The 14,563-nt window shown below is 68.3% G+C and carries 17 protein-coding genes and 2 pseudogenes; 11 read left to right on the top strand and 8 right to left on the bottom strand.

Annotated elements, in window-relative coordinates; genetic code table 11:
- Nucleotides 1-51: 51 nt before the first annotated feature.
- Nucleotides 52-1,248, top strand: coding sequence for an acyltransferase family protein (locus ACLJK8_RS11965; protein WP_413150500.1), 1,197 nt, complete (start codon nucleotides 52-54; stop codon nucleotides 1,246-1,248).
- Between the two features lie 97 nt (nucleotides 1,249-1,345).
- On the opposite strand, the pseudogene ACLJK8_RS11970 reads toward ACLJK8_RS11965, so the two are convergent.
- Nucleotides 1,346-1,519 (bottom strand): annotated as a pseudogene (locus tag ACLJK8_RS11970) (IS630 family transposase); the annotation flags it as partial.
- A 631-nt stretch (nucleotides 1,520-2,150) separates the two neighbouring features.
- Between ACLJK8_RS11970 and ACLJK8_RS11975 the strand changes: the two are divergent.
- Complete coding sequence (locus ACLJK8_RS11975; protein ID WP_413150501.1) at nucleotides 2,151-2,645, top strand: DNA mobilization endonuclease VirD1/MobC family subunit; 495 nt, start codon at nucleotides 2,151-2,153, stop codon at nucleotides 2,643-2,645.
- A gap of 224 nt (nucleotides 2,646-2,869) precedes the next feature.
- On the opposite strand, the pseudogene ACLJK8_RS11980 reads toward ACLJK8_RS11975, so the two are convergent.
- Nucleotides 2,870-3,858: pseudogene (locus ACLJK8_RS11980) on the bottom strand (IS5 family transposase); the annotation flags it as partial.
- Between the two features lie 70 nt (nucleotides 3,859-3,928).
- Between ACLJK8_RS11980 and ACLJK8_RS11985 the strand changes: the two are divergent.
- The 8 genes from ACLJK8_RS11985 to ACLJK8_RS12020 all read left to right on the top strand — a co-directional run bounded on the left by ACLJK8_RS11985 (nucleotide 3,929) and on the right by ACLJK8_RS12020 (nucleotide 8,340).
- Complete coding sequence (locus ACLJK8_RS11985) at nucleotides 3,929-4,207, top strand: type II toxin-antitoxin system VapC family toxin (protein WP_413150502.1); 279 nt, start codon at nucleotides 3,929-3,931, stop codon at nucleotides 4,205-4,207.
- Nucleotides 4,208-4,222: 15 nt separating this feature from the next.
- On the top strand, nucleotides 4,223-4,369 hold the full coding sequence (locus ACLJK8_RS11990; protein ID WP_413150504.1) for a hypothetical protein: 147 nt from the start codon (nucleotides 4,223-4,225) through the stop codon (nucleotides 4,367-4,369).
- Nucleotides 4,370-4,499: 130 nt separating this feature from the next.
- On the top strand, nucleotides 4,500-5,105 hold the full coding sequence (locus tag ACLJK8_RS11995; protein ID WP_413150505.1) for a hypothetical protein: 606 nt from the start codon (nucleotides 4,500-4,502) through the stop codon (nucleotides 5,103-5,105).
- Between the two features lie 160 nt (nucleotides 5,106-5,265).
- The gene (locus ACLJK8_RS12000) at nucleotides 5,266-5,718 is read left to right on the top strand and encodes an ester cyclase (protein ID WP_413150506.1); all 453 of its coding nucleotides are present in this window, start codon (nucleotides 5,266-5,268) and stop codon (nucleotides 5,716-5,718) included.
- A 106-nt stretch (nucleotides 5,719-5,824) separates the two neighbouring features.
- Nucleotides 5,825-6,151: a hypothetical protein gene (locus ACLJK8_RS12005; RefSeq protein ID WP_413150507.1), complete on the top strand. Its 327-nt coding sequence runs from the start codon at nucleotides 5,825-5,827 to the stop codon at nucleotides 6,149-6,151.
- On the top strand, nucleotides 6,151-6,387 hold the full coding sequence (locus tag ACLJK8_RS12010) for a hypothetical protein (protein ID WP_413150508.1): 237 nt from the start codon (nucleotides 6,151-6,153) through the stop codon (nucleotides 6,385-6,387). The genes ACLJK8_RS12005 and ACLJK8_RS12010 overlap by 1 nt, the downstream gene beginning before the upstream one ends.
- Nucleotides 6,388-6,478: 91 nt before the next feature.
- A complete protein-coding gene (gene ada, locus ACLJK8_RS12015; protein ID WP_413150509.1) occupies nucleotides 6,479-7,570 on the top strand; it encodes a bifunctional DNA-binding transcriptional regulator/O6-methylguanine-DNA methyltransferase Ada in 1,092 nt (363 codons plus the stop codon).
- Nucleotides 7,567-8,340 (top strand): 2OG-Fe(II) oxygenase, encoded by a 774-nt coding sequence (locus ACLJK8_RS12020; protein WP_413150510.1) that lies wholly within the window; start codon nucleotides 7,567-7,569, stop codon nucleotides 8,338-8,340. The genes ada and ACLJK8_RS12020 overlap by 4 nt, the downstream gene beginning before the upstream one ends.
- A gap of 155 nt (nucleotides 8,341-8,495) precedes the next feature.
- Here the strand turns inward: ACLJK8_RS12020 and ACLJK8_RS12025 are convergent, their stop codons facing one another.
- A complete protein-coding gene (locus tag ACLJK8_RS12025; RefSeq protein WP_413150511.1) occupies nucleotides 8,496-9,629 on the bottom strand; it encodes an extracellular solute-binding protein in 1,134 nt (377 codons plus the stop codon).
- Nucleotides 9,630-10,145: 516 nt separating this feature from the next.
- On the opposite strand from ACLJK8_RS12025, the gene ACLJK8_RS12030 reads away from it, so the two are divergent.
- Entirely contained in the window at nucleotides 10,146-10,742 is a 597-nt protein-coding gene (locus tag ACLJK8_RS12030; RefSeq protein ID WP_413150512.1) for a dimethylsulfonioproprionate lyase family protein, read from the top strand.
- A 20-nt stretch (nucleotides 10,743-10,762) separates the two neighbouring features.
- Here the strand turns inward: ACLJK8_RS12030 and ACLJK8_RS12035 are convergent, their stop codons facing one another.
- The 5 genes from ACLJK8_RS12035 to ACLJK8_RS12055 all read right to left on the bottom strand — a co-directional run.
- Nucleotides 10,763-11,725: a methylenetetrahydrofolate reductase gene (locus ACLJK8_RS12035; RefSeq protein ID WP_413150513.1), complete on the bottom strand. Its 963-nt coding sequence runs from the start codon at nucleotides 11,723-11,725 to the stop codon at nucleotides 10,763-10,765.
- Entirely contained in the window at nucleotides 11,722-12,273 is a 552-nt protein-coding gene (locus ACLJK8_RS12040) for a methylenetetrahydrofolate reductase C-terminal domain-containing protein (protein WP_413150514.1), read from the bottom strand. Before ACLJK8_RS12040 ends, ACLJK8_RS12035 begins: the two co-directional genes overlap by 4 nt.
- A 29-nt stretch (nucleotides 12,274-12,302) precedes the next feature.
- Complete coding sequence (gene purU / locus ACLJK8_RS12045) at nucleotides 12,303-13,160, bottom strand: formyltetrahydrofolate deformylase (RefSeq protein WP_413150515.1); 858 nt, start codon at nucleotides 13,158-13,160, stop codon at nucleotides 12,303-12,305.
- Nucleotide 13,161: 1 nt separating this feature from the next.
- Nucleotides 13,162-14,241 carry a hypothetical protein gene (locus ACLJK8_RS12050; RefSeq protein WP_413150516.1) on the bottom strand — a complete coding sequence of 360 codons (1,080 nt, stop codon included), beginning with the start codon at nucleotides 14,239-14,241 and terminating at the stop codon, nucleotides 13,162-13,164.
- A 140-nt stretch (nucleotides 14,242-14,381) separates the two neighbouring features.
- Nucleotides 14,382-14,563, bottom strand: a 182-nt coding sequence (locus ACLJK8_RS12055; RefSeq protein ID WP_413150517.1) for an L-serine ammonia-lyase, iron-sulfur-dependent, subunit beta, incomplete at its 5' end; no start/stop codon positions are given.

Here is a 14,563-nt window from a genome sequence, read left to right on the forward strand (position 1 = left end):
CAAGGCGCGCGCCGGCCTCGGCCGGGCAGCGCGCGCGGGAAGGAGGAGAGCATGGTCTGCGGAGCGGGATTGTCGGAGGCGAGGGCCAGTCATGCCGGATCCCAAGCCCGGCCCCATGCCCGGCTGGCCAATGTCGATGCGCTGCGCTGTTTCGCGATGACCGCGGTGGTCGCGCAGCATTCCGGCCTGCTCCCCTTCGGCTGGATGGGTGTCTGGCTGTTCTTCGTCATCTCGGGCTTCGTGGTGAACCTCGCCCTGCTCGGGCCGGACATGGCGCCGCGGGGCGACCTCGCCGGGTTCTTCCGGCGGCGCTCCGCCCGGATCGCGCCGATCTATTACGGCTATGTGCTCCTCGCCGTCGCGGCGGCGATCGCCACGGGACAGGTTCTCGATCCGCTCGCCGTGGCCTCGCTCGCCGGATTCTTCAACAACGCCGCGATGATCCTTGGCCGGGGCGAGATCCCGGGATCGCCGATGGCGCATCTCTGGACCATCTCGACCGAGATGCAGTTCTACCTGGTCTATGGCGTGGCATTCTTCCTGCTGCCGCGTCGGGGCGTGGTGGTGTTGCTCGTCACGCTGCTGCTGGCCGGGCCGCTCATGCGCGCCCTCGTCGCCGCGCGGCTCGCGGCGCTCGGCTGGGGCGCGGAACCAGCCGGCTATGCCGTCTATGCCGGACCTTTCCTGCATGTGGACGCCTTCGCCATCGGCGCTCTCCTGGCCTTCGCCTGCCGGGCCGGGAAACTCGCGGCCCTGGCGCGCGGGCTCGCGCTCTCGGGGTTCGTGGCGCTCGCCGCCTACGCGGCCTGCTACGTCTGGGTGAACTGGGCCATTCGCGGCGCGACGGGCGTCGATCTCTTCCGGGGCGTCATCTCGGGCATCCTCTTCGGCGAGTATCGCGAGATTCTGGTCTACTGCGCGGTCAACCTGGCCAGCGCGGGCCTGGTGGCCCTCGCGGCCACCGACGATCCCCTGATCCGCCTTCCGCTGCGCTCCCGCCTGGCGCGGCGGATCGGCGAGATCTCCTACGGCGCCTATGTCTATCACGCCGCCGCGCTCTATCTGGTGTCGATCGCGCTGCGTCATTCCCTGAGTATCGGAGAAGACCTGAGCTTCGCCGAGCGATCGCTCCTCTTCGGCGGCGGCTACATCGCGACGCTTCTCCTCGCCGAATTCTCCTATCGCCACATCGAAACACGCTTCTTCCGCCGCCGCCCACTCCCTCCCGTGACGCGCGCATCGGCCTAGCTACTCACCTGAATCTAAAGTGCGGTGCATGTGCTCGGTTGGGCCTCTGGCGGAAGCGCTTGACGGCGGCGAGGATTTCGTCGGCGGATTTGACCTAGCGGTAGGGTTTGGGGTTCGCGTTGTGGGCCTTGATGAAGGCCAAGATGTCGGCTTCCAGATCGGCGGTGGAGCGGTGGGCGCCACGGCGGAGCTGCTTCCGGATCAGTTCCGCGAACCAGCGTTCGACCTGGTTGATCCAGCTCGCCGAAGTCGGCGTGAAGTGGACATGCCAGCGCCGGTTGCTCCCGGTCCAGCGCCTGGATCTGGGATTTTCATCCACGCACAACACGATGGCCCAGTTCGGCGGCATCGGGCACTCCGGTCACCCGCTCGCGGGACGACAAGACCACGTGGCTACAAACCGACGCGGCGACAGCGAGACAATGCCACAACGAGGCGTCGCGACGAACCCGCGCCACCCCGATACGCCTCCACGCCGAGACGGCATCACCGCGCGGCTCCGGCGCTCCCACGCCTCGGGACGGCGCCACCCCGGCCACGTATCGGCGACAGGGCCCGAGCGCTTCGGAGCCCGTCGGCGACGAGGCTTGTCCGCTTCGAAGACGCGTCGCCGCATGACTTTGCACACGCAATGCGATAGTGAGACGCTGCGGCGCGAACGCGGAGATTTGTGACCCTCGCGCCGCGAAGTCACAAGGCTAAATGACTGATTCATCGCGTGACTCCGACGCTCCATCGCCGCCGCGCCACGGCGCTCGCGCGACTTCGGCTGGAGCGAAAACTATCGCTTTAGGAGTAGGATTCGATAGGGGTAGGGTCCGAGGCAGGATATATGAATACGTAGAACATCGCCGCCGTGCCCACCGACGTGCCCCCCAACCGACCACCCCGCCGCCGCGCCTGTGCCAGATGACACGGCACCCACCTGGCGGAACCGCCGCCTGATCCGGAGGCGATGGCGTAATCCCGAGCAGGCGCGCAAGGCGCCGCGCGCCGACAAGCTCATTTCTGTCCGCGTGACCGAGGCCGAGCTCGCGGAACTCGACGTCCAGATCGCCGTGCTCGGGATCAAGCGCAACCGCGCGCTCCGCATCGCAGCGCGCCGGATCGGCGGCTTTCTCGAGATCGACGCGGCGCTGGTCGCCGAGTTGCGCGCGCTCAATCGCCAGATCGCCGGCATCGCCACCAACGTGAACCAGATCGCCCACGCCGCGAACCGGACCCACGATCCGGACTACCGCGCCTTCCTGGAAGAGCGCGCCGAGCTCGGCCGCGTGCTCCTCGAGGTGCGCGGATTACTCCAGCGCATGCTCGATCTCGGCGCGCGGCGCGAGGATGGCCTCGCCCGTCTGCGCGCCGCCGCCGCGATAGACACCGCCGGAGGCGAGCCGAAGTGACCGCCGTCGTCTCGGTCCCCGAGCTGCAGTGCCGGGGCGCGGCGGCGCCACCCCACCTCTCGTCGGTCGACGCGGTGATGGGCGAGGACTGAGCGCGGCTGCGCCTTGGACGCGGCGCGGCCGCGCGCGAGGGGCAGGTGGCGCTGCGCTCGTCCGAGAGCAGCTTCGGCGTCGAGATCACGGCCGGGGAGGCGGGTCGGATCGCCGCCGACCGGGGCATGCCGGAGGCCGACCGCGGCGGCCCGGGTCGCACCCCGTGCTATGCCGATGGTCCGGATCGTCAGTGCCATGGCCTGCTTCTGGACGGCGAAGACGTGCTCGATCGGGGCTCGGAGTTTCGAGCGGGTGGCGTTGCCGCGGCGGATGTGGGGCGGCATCGGCTTTCCTGGCCGGCGGCGCCGGTGGATGTGGCTCACGAGACCGCTACGAAGGCCTCGTTCTTCTTCGAGCGGTAGGCGTTGTCGGCCCAGACGCCCGAACCGGTGTTCGTGGTGTCCAGAAACCCCCGCCGCAGCATCCGTCCGTCGTGCCCCGCCACATCGGTGACACCCATCGCCGGATCAGCCGGTGTCGGGGTCATGCTGGCGTGCGCCTTGTAGCCGAACGACGGGATCGTGATGTCGGGCAGCACGCCGCCGTCCTCGCGCGTGCGCGTCTTGCCGAACTGTACTGTCCGCCGGGCGTTCGTGTCCTTCCGCCGCGCCTTCGCCGGCGCGTCGGGCCAGATCTCGGCCGCGCTCTCGCCGGCCTTGATCCGGCGATTCTCAGCCTCGGTATTTCGCTGCTTGAGCGCGGCGACGAGTGTGCTGTCGACGATCTGCCGCGTCGAATCGGCTGAACAGGCCCTCGATCGCGCCGGCCTTCGTGAGGCGTTCCCTGAAGGACCAAATCGTCTTCGCGTCGGGCACCCGGTCGTGCAGCCTGAGACCCAGGGACTGCATGAAGGGCAGACGGTCGGAGATTAGGAACGCGGCGCGGTCGTCGCTGAGACTGTGCCGCGCCTGGATGATCAAGAATCTTCAGCATCATGACCGGATCGAAGGGTGGGCGGCCGCCCTTGGTTCCAACTGAATGGTTCAGCGCCGCCCGCCTCGAGCTCGGGCCGGAACATCTCGAAATCCACCGCCTCTGCGAAAGCCTGGAGCCGGTCGCCAAGATCGCTCAGCCGCCTCATCCGGTCGTCGAAGTCAAAGAACCCAGGCTGCCTCGCCATGCCAATCTCCCGAGCAGATCCCTGACCGAGAGTGAATCAGCAAATCGCCCCGAGAGCGGGGTTTTTCGAGGTGCTCAGCTGCGGTGCGACGCAGCCAGCAACAACGCGGATCAGGACGCCGCCGGCGACTACTCTGGTCGTCGACGCCTCGCTGATCGCGGGTCTGCTGCTGCCGGACGAGGAGGGGACCGATCCCCGCGTCCTGGAGGCGGAGGAGCTGGCCGCGCCTTGGCTGCTCTGGGCGGAGCCGCCGAACATCCTGGTGGTGAGCGAGCGCCGCGGCCGTCTGACGCCAGGTCTCGCGGAACAGATGCTCGACGCAGTGAACGGGCTCGGCATCGATACGTAACCGTCCGACGCGGCGGTGCTGGGCCTTGCGCGGCGCCACCGCCTGGCGTTCTACGACGCGCTCTGTCTCGAGCTTGCCTTGCGCCTCGACGCGCGGCTCGGAACCCGGAACGCCGCGCTCGAGGCGGCGGCGCGCGACGAAGGCGTCGTTCTGGCGGGGTAGGGGGCTGGTCAGGCTCTCTTGCTTGCCAGCCGAGGCGGCCCATTTCAGTCCGAGGGAAATCGAGCGCGAGTTCCGGAGTGCCAATTCGCGACATGGCCGCCATCCGCATGGTGGCGAAAGGAGCCCGAAGATGCCGCTACGCAACCGTGTCACCCCGTTCGGCGACATCGTCGCGGTGCCCGCGCGCGGCATGTTCACGGGCAATCGCGGCATCATCCATGCGCCGGAGGGGCGGCGGCTCGGCAACCGGCGATGGGCCGGCAAGGCCTGGCTGATCTGCGAATGCGACTACAAGGGTTGGACGCGCGAGGTGATGAGCGGGCGCAAATGGACCGAGCTCTTCTTTCTGGATGAGGCGACCGCGCTCGCCGCCGGACACCGGCCCTGTTTCCTGTGCCGCCGGGACGCGGCGAAGCGGTTCCGCGACGGCTGGCCGGGCACGCCCTCGGCCAGGGTCATGGACGCCACGCTGCATTCGGAACGCCTGCGGGGAGGGCTCAAACGGTTGCATCCGCTGCCGGCGGGTTCCCTGCCGCGCGGCGTGATGGTGGCCTCGGGAAGCACCGCCTGGCTCTGGGCGGGGGATTGGCTGCGGTGGTCGCCGCACGGCTACGCGCCCGGCCGGCCGTCTGGTTTCGACGGAATGCTGACCCCGCCATCCAGCCATGCCGCGCTGATGGCCGGGTATCGCGCCGTGCTCCATCCCTCCGCCCGATCCGATCGGGCGGAGGGATGACGAGAAGCCTTTCCGGCGATGACGATATGTGGCGGTGGGGGCGAGCCCCCTCCGAGCGTGGCGGCATTCCAGAGCAAGGAACGGAGTGCCGCGGGCGCGCCTGGTCTTCATTCTGGCGGCGGGTCGGATGATCCGGCCGGATCGAATGGAGATGAGACGAATGTCACGAGAAGACGAGAACAAGGCCGTTGTCGCGAAATGGTTCAAGGGGTTCTGGGGCAATCCCTATGACGAGGGCGTGATCGACGAGCTCGCCGCCGACGATGTTCTGGTCCATTATCCGATGCATGGTCCGCGCAAGGGCAGGGACGACGTCAGGGCGTTCATGGCGGAGTTCCGCGAGGCTTTCCCGGATCTGAACTTCTGGGGCGTCGGCGAGCCGATCGCCGAGGGCGACATCGTCGTCGCCCGCTGGGACGGCGGCGGCACGCATACCGGGCCCGCGTTCTCGGATCTTCCGATCGGATCGCTGGACGAGGCGAATACCGGGAGGACCATCCGTTTCACCGGGACGACGTGGTTTCGCCTGAAGGACGGCAGGATCGTCGAGGAACTGGGCCAGGAAGGCGCGCTCGACGCGGTTCGCCAGCTCGGCCTGATCAGGGCGGCCTGATTCAGGAGGCATGACGGCCGTTCCCGTACGGGCGGTGTCGAGGCCTGCCGCCTGTAGGGGAACGCGACGGACGTCATGCCGGTTCAGCGAGGAAGGAGCCCGCGTCATGACCATGCGCCTGTTTCACGTAACGATCCTGACGATCGGTGTCGCCTGCGCGGCCTCCGCCCAGGAGGCCGCGCAGGGCCCGGGCTTGGGCCCGGACTTGGGCCCGGACTTGGGCCCGGACTTGGGCCTGGACCTGGAGGCGGACTTGGAGGCGGGTTTCGCGGCGACGGATCGCCGGGCTCCGGCGCCGCCGACCACGACCGGGAAGGAGCGGCTCGGCGAGAAGTGGACGGATGAGCAGCGGGTGGACAATTGCGGTGTCCCGCCGGAGCGGCGGGGCGATACGCCAAGACCCGATCGCTGCGCATCCGGGGCAAGGGACTGATGCGCCCCGGCGACCCGAGCCGCCGGCCGGCGAACCGGAACCGCGACCCCGGCAAGACGACCGAGCCGGGCAAGACGACTGACCCGGACAGGGCGATCGTCCTCGGATGGATCGAGGAACTGGTGCGCGCCGGCCTTGCCCGGTCGCACCCCTTGCCGGGCGGCGAGCGCGAATTGCGCCTCATCACGGGCGAGGTGTTTCGCCTGACGCGGGATACGGTCTTTCGAGCATCGTGACAGCCGGGATTTGAAAGCAAGGACCGGAGTGAGAGCGCGGCGGGGACGGGCATATATTGGTCCCAGGGATCGACAGCGAAGAGTAGGGATCATGACCACGAAACCGACCCCGGCCGAGAAGGACCCGCGCTGGCAAAGCGTCCTGGAGCGTGACGCGGACGCGGATGGCAGCTTCGTCTTCGCCGTGAAGACCACCGGCATCTACTGCCGGCCGTCCTGTCCCTCGCGCCGTGCGAAACCTGGCAATGTGGCGTTCTACGACGGACCGGCGGCGGCCGAGGCGGCGGGCTTCCGCCCCTGCCTGCGCTGCGCGCCGAAGGGGCGATCCGCCGCCGAGGTCGGCGCCGAGATCATCGCCGAGGCCTGCCGGATCATCGAGGCCTCGGAGGACTTGCCGAGGCTCGACGACCTCGCCGCGCGGGTGGGGTTCAGCAGCCATCATTTTCACCGCCGGTTCAAGGCGATCACCGGGCTCACACCCCGCGAATGGGGTGCCGCGCATCGCGCGCGCAAGGTCCGCGCCGAACTGCGAGACAAGGAGACGACCGTGACCGAAGCGATCTACGACGCCGGGTTCAACGCGAACAGCCGGTTCTACGAGACCTCGAACGACGTGCTGGGCATGACGCCCACGGCGTTCCGGAAGGGCGGCGAGGATACCGATATCCGTTTCGCCGTGGGGGAAAGCGCGCTCGGCGCGATCCTCGTCGCCGAGAGCGACAAGGGCATCTGCGCCATCGCGCTGGGGGACGATCCCGAGACGCTGGTCAACGAGCTGCAGGACCGCTTCCCGAAGGCCAATCTGATCGGCGGCGACGCCGATTTCGAGGCCCGCGTCGCCCGCGTCGTCGGCTTCGTCGAGGCGCCGCGGATCGGCCTCGATCTGCCGCTCGACATTCGCGGCACCGCCTTCCAGCAGCGCGTCTGGCAGGCCCTGCGCCGGATTCCGGCCGGCGAGACGGTCAGCTACGCCGAGATCGCCCGCCGGATCGGCGCGCCGAAATCGGTCCGCGCCGTGGCGGGCGCCTGCGCCGCCAACAAGATCGCCGTTGCGATCCCCTGCCATCGCGTCGTGCGCGGCGATGGCGAGATCTCCGGCTACCGCTGGGGTGTCGAGCGCAAGCGCGCGCTGCTGGATGTCGAACGCGAGCGCGCGCGCTCGGGGAAGGAGGCTCAGGCATGAACGCCCTGACCGATATCATCCCCCCGACGCCCGACGATTTCATCCCCGCCAAACCCGCGGTCACCTCGGCGGAGGAGCGCCTCGCGGCCCAGGACTGGGAGGCTTTCGCCGAGGAGATGGACCGCTTCGGCTGCGCGAGACTCAAGGGCGTGCTGACCCCGGAGGAGTGCCGCGATCTCGCGGCGCTCTATCCCGAGGAGCGGCATTTCCGAAGTCATGTCCACATGGCGCGGCACGGGTTCGGCAAGGGCGAATACCGCTATTTCAAGTATCCGCTGCCGGATCTGCTCGGCGGTCTGCGCACGGCGCTTTGGCCGAGGCTGGCCGGGATCGCCAATGACTGGAACGCGCGGATGGGCATCGAGAGGCGCTATCCCGAGACGCATGCGGATTTCCTGCGCCAGTGCCATGAAGCTGGCCAGACCCGCCCGACGCCCTTGCTGCTGCGCTATGTCGAAGGTGACTTCAACTGCCTGCACCAGGATCTCTACGGCGATCTGGCCTTCCCGCTCCAGGTGGCGTTCCTGCTGTCGGAACCGGGCCGCGACTTCACCGGCGGCGAATTCGTGCTGACCGAACAGCGCTCCCGGATGCAGAGCCGCGCCGAGGTGGTGCCGCTTTCGCAGGGCGACGCCGTGGTCTTCGCCGTCCACAACCGCCCCGTTCGGGGCAGCCGCGGCCACTACCGCGTCAACCTCCGCCACGGCGTGAGCCGCGTCCGCTCCGGGGAACGCCACACACTCGGCATCATCTTCCACGACGCGAAGTGATGCCTGACAATCTGGCTTGGAAGAGGGAAACTCACCGCTCTTCCGCCGTCGCCATGGCCTTCAACCATCGGTAACTCCTGGGGAGCACAATCGTCCTTCCCACTATGCGGTGGCGATGAGAGGGCGGGCACGTACGCCGCGCCCGCCCTCGTGGCTCACTGGCCGAGCCAGGCCTGGAACTTGGCGTCGAGCTCGTCGCGGTGATCTGCCCACCACCCATAGTTGAACAAGATACCGGTCTTGGCGTTCTCCGGGTTCGTCGCCATGTGCGGTGCCATGTCGATTCCGAGCTCGGCGTGCTTGCCCACCAATGGCTGCGACGACGCGCGCGCCGGGCCGAGGGGCTGGTACTTCGAAATGTCGGCGAGCTTCTGGCTGCTGGTCGCGAACCGGAGGAAGTGCCTGACTCGATTCAGCCGATCCTCGGGCAAGTCGGCAGGTAGGACGAAGCCGTCGATATCGAGCACCTCGTAGTCCCAGAGCATCGCGACAGGCTGCTTTTGCTCCTCGATTACCGAGAACAGGCGGTTCCCGTAGGTCGAGCCGATCAGCACCTCCTTGTCCGCGAGAAGCTGCGGGGTCTCGGCGCCGGCCGACCACCAGACGGTCTGGTCCTTGATCGTGGCGAGCTTGTCGAACGCCTTCTGGGCGCCCTCGTCGGTCGCCAGAGTGTCGTAGATCTTGTCCGGGGCGACGCCGTCGCAGAGCAGCGCCCATTCGAGGTTGTTGATCGGCCGCTTCTCGAGCGAGCGCTTGCCCGGGAATTTTTCCGTGTCGAAGATGTCGCAGACCGAGGTCGGGACCGCGCCTTTCCAGTCCGCGACGTCAGTGCGATAGCCGAACGTCGTCGAGTAGAGGTTGGTCGGGACGAAGCATTGCGAGACGATGTACTTGCCGACATCTTCGCTTGCCACCGTTCCGTCAGGGGCCGGAGCGAGCCATTCGTCGAAGGGAACCTCCGCCACCAACCCTTCGTCGCACAGCCGGATCGCATCGGCGGCGAGGACGTCGATGAGGTCCCAGGTGACGTTGCCCGCCTCGTTCTGGGCGCGTAGCTTGGCCACGCCCTCGTTCCCGCTCTCGTCCCAGATGATCTTGACGCCGGTCGCGGCTTCGTAGGGCTCGGCGAATACCTTCTCTTGCATCGCCTGGTAGGCGCCCCCCCACGAGACGATCGTCATGGTATCGGCGCAGTTATCGCATGGCGCTAGGTCTGCCTCCTGTGCGACAGCGTCGATCACCGGCAGCGCTGTTAGCGCGACCGCTCCGAGAATGTATGCGAGTCTCATGCGCTTTTCCTCCGTTTATGCCGTGAGGTTACATGCGGACTGGAAGCAGACAAGGCCAGCCGCGGAGTAGCGGTACTTCTCCGAATCGCTGTGACTCACGAACAGCCGAGTCTATACCAGTGCGAAGAGAGCCGATTTCAGGATCGATGACGCCAGCGAGATCGGCTCGGCGATGGGTAGTCGATCACCAGCCTACGCAGAATCTGCGGCGACTCCGCCGTATGGCTCGCCGATCAAACAACCGAGGCCGTACGCGCGCTCGGCCCGTTTCGCAACGGGGATGGCCTCGAGGCGGGTTCGTCCGCGCCGGCTGGCTTTGCGAGGTCGAGCCCGGCATCCTCGCCGCCGTCGGCTGCAACGGCCTCGGCGCCTCGAACGCTACCGCATCAGGCCTCGCCGCCGCTGAAACCCTGCTCGGGGTGGACAGCGACCCTATTCGGATCTACCGCGGATTCGCGAAGCCGCAGGCGCGCTGGCGCTCGCCGCGCCGAAGTGATCCCGAAAGGAAAGGCCCACATGCAGCGCGATCCCGCTCTCCAGGCGTTCACCGACGCCGTCCTCGCCGCCTTCGCCGAGGTGGCCCCATGCCCCGAGGCGCGCGCCTCGCTGGACCGGATCGCCGCCGCCCTCGCCGAACCGGCGCCGCGACGCGAGCGGCCGGGCAGCCGGCTGCCGGCCTGCGACCATCTCGACGTGGCGCTGGCCGCGCCGCAGCCGCGGCCGTCGCTCGGGCGGCTGGTCGCGGCGTTCCGCGCCATCGCGCCCGACCTCGAATGGGTACGACGGGCGAGCTACGACGAGACCGCCAGCGCGAACTTCGTCGACGGCCATGCCAACACGATGATCCTCGGACCGGCGGGGCTCGAGAACCGCCGGGATGTCTGGCTCGGGGCCTCGCTCCTCGCGCCGCGCGTCCGCTACACCGACCATTCGCACGCGCCAGAGGAGACCTACCTCGTGCTGTCCGACGGGGAGTTCCGCCAGGGCGACGACCCCTGGTTCGCGCCGGGTGTCGGCGGGTCGTTCTACAACGTCCCGTTCATCACCCACGCCATGCGCTCGGGCGACACCCCGCTCTTCGCGTTCTGGGCGCTCTGGCCCGAGGAGAAGTGACGCTCCACCCGCCGCGATCGTCAGTCCCCGCGCAGTCCGGCGCGCTGCACGATCTCGGAAACGAGGTGCTCGCGCCGGTAGGCCATTACGTGGACACCGGCGACGCCCGCGATCTCGCGGATCCGCTGCATCAGTTCGATGCAGAGCGTCGTGCCCTCGGCGGAGGGATTTGCCGCGCGATCGAGACGGTCGATGACGGCATCGGGGATGTGGATGCCAGGCACGTGCGCCCGCATCCAGCGCGCCGCCCTCGCCGAAGCGAGCGGGCCGACCCCGGCGAGGATGTAGGCGCGGCGGTCGAGGCCGAGATCGCGCACCCGGGTCATGAAGGCCTCGAAGCGGTCGAGATCGAAGACGTAGTTGGTCTGGATGAACTGGGCGCCGGCGTCGATCTTCTTGGCGAGACGCTCGGCGCGCAGCGCGTAGGGCGGGACGCAAGGGTTCTCGGCGGCGCCGAGGAACATGTGCGGGCGCCGGGTGATCGGACGGCCGGAAAGGAAGACGCCCTCGTCGCGCATCATGCGGATGGTGCGCAAGAGCGTCAGCGAGTCGAAGTCGAAGACAGGCTTGGCGCCGGGCTGGTCTCCTACCTGCGTCCCATCGCCGGTCAGGCAGAGGACGTTCCGCACCCCCATCGCCGCGGCGCCGAGCACATCGCCCTGGATGGCGATGCGGTTCCGGTCGCGGCAGCTGATCTGGTAGATCGTGCCGTAGCCGGCGCGGGTCAGCAGCGCCGAGATGCCGATCGAGGACATGTGGCAGTTGGCGCCCGAGGCGTCGGTGGCGTTGATCGCGTCGCAGGCCTCGGCGAGCGGCCGGGCGGCCTCGAAGACGTCGGCCGGGTCGGCGCTGTCGGGCGGGTTGAGCTCGGCCGTCACCGCGAACTTGCCGGCGCGGAGCGCACGCTCGAGGCGGCTGCCCGACGACATGCCGGACGGCGGCTCCTCGTAGGGACGGATGAGGTCGCTGGGCAGGTCGGTCATGGCCGGTGCGCCCGCGGTGGCTCGTCGGCGAGGGGCGTCGTCGGCTCGCTTGCGCAGGCGCGCGCGGGCGTGGTGCGGGCGGCGCCGTCCGCCTCGCGGCGCGCCGCCGCCTTCTCGCGGCTGACCCGGAGCCAAGAGGAGGAGCCGCGGAGCCGCCGGTCGACCGGCGGCAGGACCTCGCGGATGCGGGCGCCGCCCCGCATCCGCGCGGCGCCTTCCCAGGCGAGGACCCAGACGCAGCGCATCTCCGGCCGGACCTCGCAGAAGCCGCCCTCGCGGACGCCGCCGCAGGGACCGTTGCGGAGCTCTTTCGGACAATTCATCGGGCAGGACATGCCGGTCGAGGAGAGCACGCACTGTCCGCACATCCGGCAGTCGAAGACGAGGCCCTTGGCGAGTCCCTCGACCAGCGCGATGGGGCGCTCGATCCGGTCATAGCCGAGGCGGGTGAAGACAGGGTCGAGCGCGACCATGCTCCGCTCGACGAGGCCGTAGAGGCGTTCGAGCAGGGCGGCGTGGCGGACGGCCAGCAAGCGAATCGCGTACATCGTCGCACCTACCCGATCGGAAGCCCTGCCTACTTGCCGAAGACCACGGTGCGGTGGCCGGAGAGGAGGACCCGGCGCTCGAGGTGGCTCTTCACCGCGCGGGCGAGGACGCGGGATTCGGTATCGCGGCCGATGGCGACGAGGTCGTCGGCCGTGTCGGCGTGACTGATCCGGGCGACGTCCTGCTCGATGATCGGGCCTTCGTCGAGGTCGGCGGTGACGTAGTGGCTGGTCGCGCCAATTAGCTTCACGCCGCGCTGGTAGGCCTGCTTGTAGGGGTTGGCGCCCTTGAACGCCGGCAGGAACGAGTGGTGGATGTTGATCGCCCGGCCCGAGAGCTTGCGGGTCAGCTCGTCGGAGAGGACCTGCATGTAGCGGGCGAGGACGACGAGCTCCGCGCCGGTCTCCTCGACGAGGGCGAGGAGGGCGGCCTCCTGCGCGGGCTTGGTCTCGGGCGTGACCGGCAAGTGGACGAAGCGGATGCCCTCGTGGTCGGCGATGCGGCGGGCGTCCTCGTGGTTGGAGACGATGGCCACCACGTCGGCGCGGAGCCAGCCGACCCGGATCTGGTAGAGCAGGTGGAGGAGCGCGTGGTCGAACTTCGAGACCATGGCGATGATCTTCGGCGGACGGCCCGCGTCGGTCACCGCGAGGTCGAGGCCGAGCTTCTCGACGGCGGGCGCGAGCGCCTGCTCGATCCTCGGAACGGTCAGCTCTTGCGGACCGAGGAAGGCGATGCGCAGGAAGAAGCGGTCCGTCGGCCGGTCCCAGTGCTGGTTCGTCTCGGCGATGTTGCCGCCGAGCTCGGCGATTGCCGTGGCGACGGCGGAGATGATCCCGGGGCGGGGATCGCTCGACAGGGTCACTATGAACGAGGTTTCGGGCATGTCAGCGCTCGAGAACCGCGACCCGCACGGTCTTCACGAGCATGAATCCGAGGAGAAGCACGCCCACGTAACCGTTGACGACGTAGATAACGTTCACGAGCCGGTCGAACGGAACCATTATCCCCACAAAGACGCCGAGCGCCGCCAGGGCGACCGTCAGGAGCCTGAACCGGGCGGTCTTCTCGTCGGCGAACCTTGCAACGACCTGCCACAGCAGCGGGACCGCCGTCGTGTAGATGCCGGCCACCACCGTCACCGAGAACAGCGTGCCGAGATGGGGGTTGATCCCGGTGGCGAGGAGGAGATTCGGCACCAGCGACCCCGCCAGGTCCTCGATGTTCGCCATGATGCCGAGCGCGATGATGGCGAGGGCGAGACTGAACCCGAGCGCGCCGAGGGCGGCGCCCCACACCGATTCCCGCTTGTTCGAGCTCGCCGCGCCGAGGGACGCCATGAAGCCGGCGAGCCAGAGCATGCAGAACCCGACGTAGGACAGGGCGGCGAGGAACCAGTTGGACGAGGCCCGGAGCAGGTCCATCTCGGGAATTGCGCTCGCGTTCCTCAATCCTTCCGGGTTCATGACGATGGCCGATATGCCGAGCAGAATGGTTGCGACGACGATCAGCGGGCCGATCTTCCCGATCACGTCGATCAGCCGCCCGAGCCCGAAGATCACGGTCAGTCCGGCGAGCACGCCCATCGCCATCCCGCCGGCAGCTCCCGGAAGGCCGTACTGCTGGTTCACCGCCGCGCTCGCACCGCCGATCATGACGACAAATGACATGAAGATGAAGGCGACAGCGAAATAGTCGTAGAGTGACCCGACGAAATCTCCGCAATAGTACTTGAATACTTCACTTCCCTTGCGAAACCTGTTGTTAAACCCTGCCAGCACGAAGTCGACGCCGACATACAGGAACAGGATGAACACGACCAGTATCCCCAGGATACCCATGTAGCCGTAGGAGCTGAAGTACTGGATCACTTCCTGACCGGTCGCGAAGCCGCTCCCTATGAGGAACGCGATGAAGGCGCCCGCGTACGTGATGATCCGTCCCGAATCGAGGCTCCGTTCGCCCATTGTGATCTCCTGCCCGGTTCGCGGTGTCCCGCCCTGGCTTGCCTTCATGTCGTGGGAAATCGCCCGGAAGGTTTCCCGGCGCGCCGCTTGCCGCCGCGGCACCGCGTGTCAGGGTCGGGGCGAAAGCGCGTTCCGGAGGCTCAGCACTCCGGGAGGTTGACGGCGAGGCCGCCGGTCGAGGTTTCCTTGTACTTGACGCTCATGTCATGGCCGGTCTGGCGCATGGTCTCCACGCAGGCGTCGAGCGGCACGATATGGGTGCCGTCGCCGCGCAGCGCGAGGCTCGCCGCCGCGACGGCCTTGATGGCGCCGAGGCCGTTGC

The organism is Amaricoccus sp. W119 (assembly GCF_047275745.1).
Taxonomy (GTDB): Bacteria; Pseudomonadota; Alphaproteobacteria; order Rhodobacterales; family Rhodobacteraceae; genus Amaricoccus.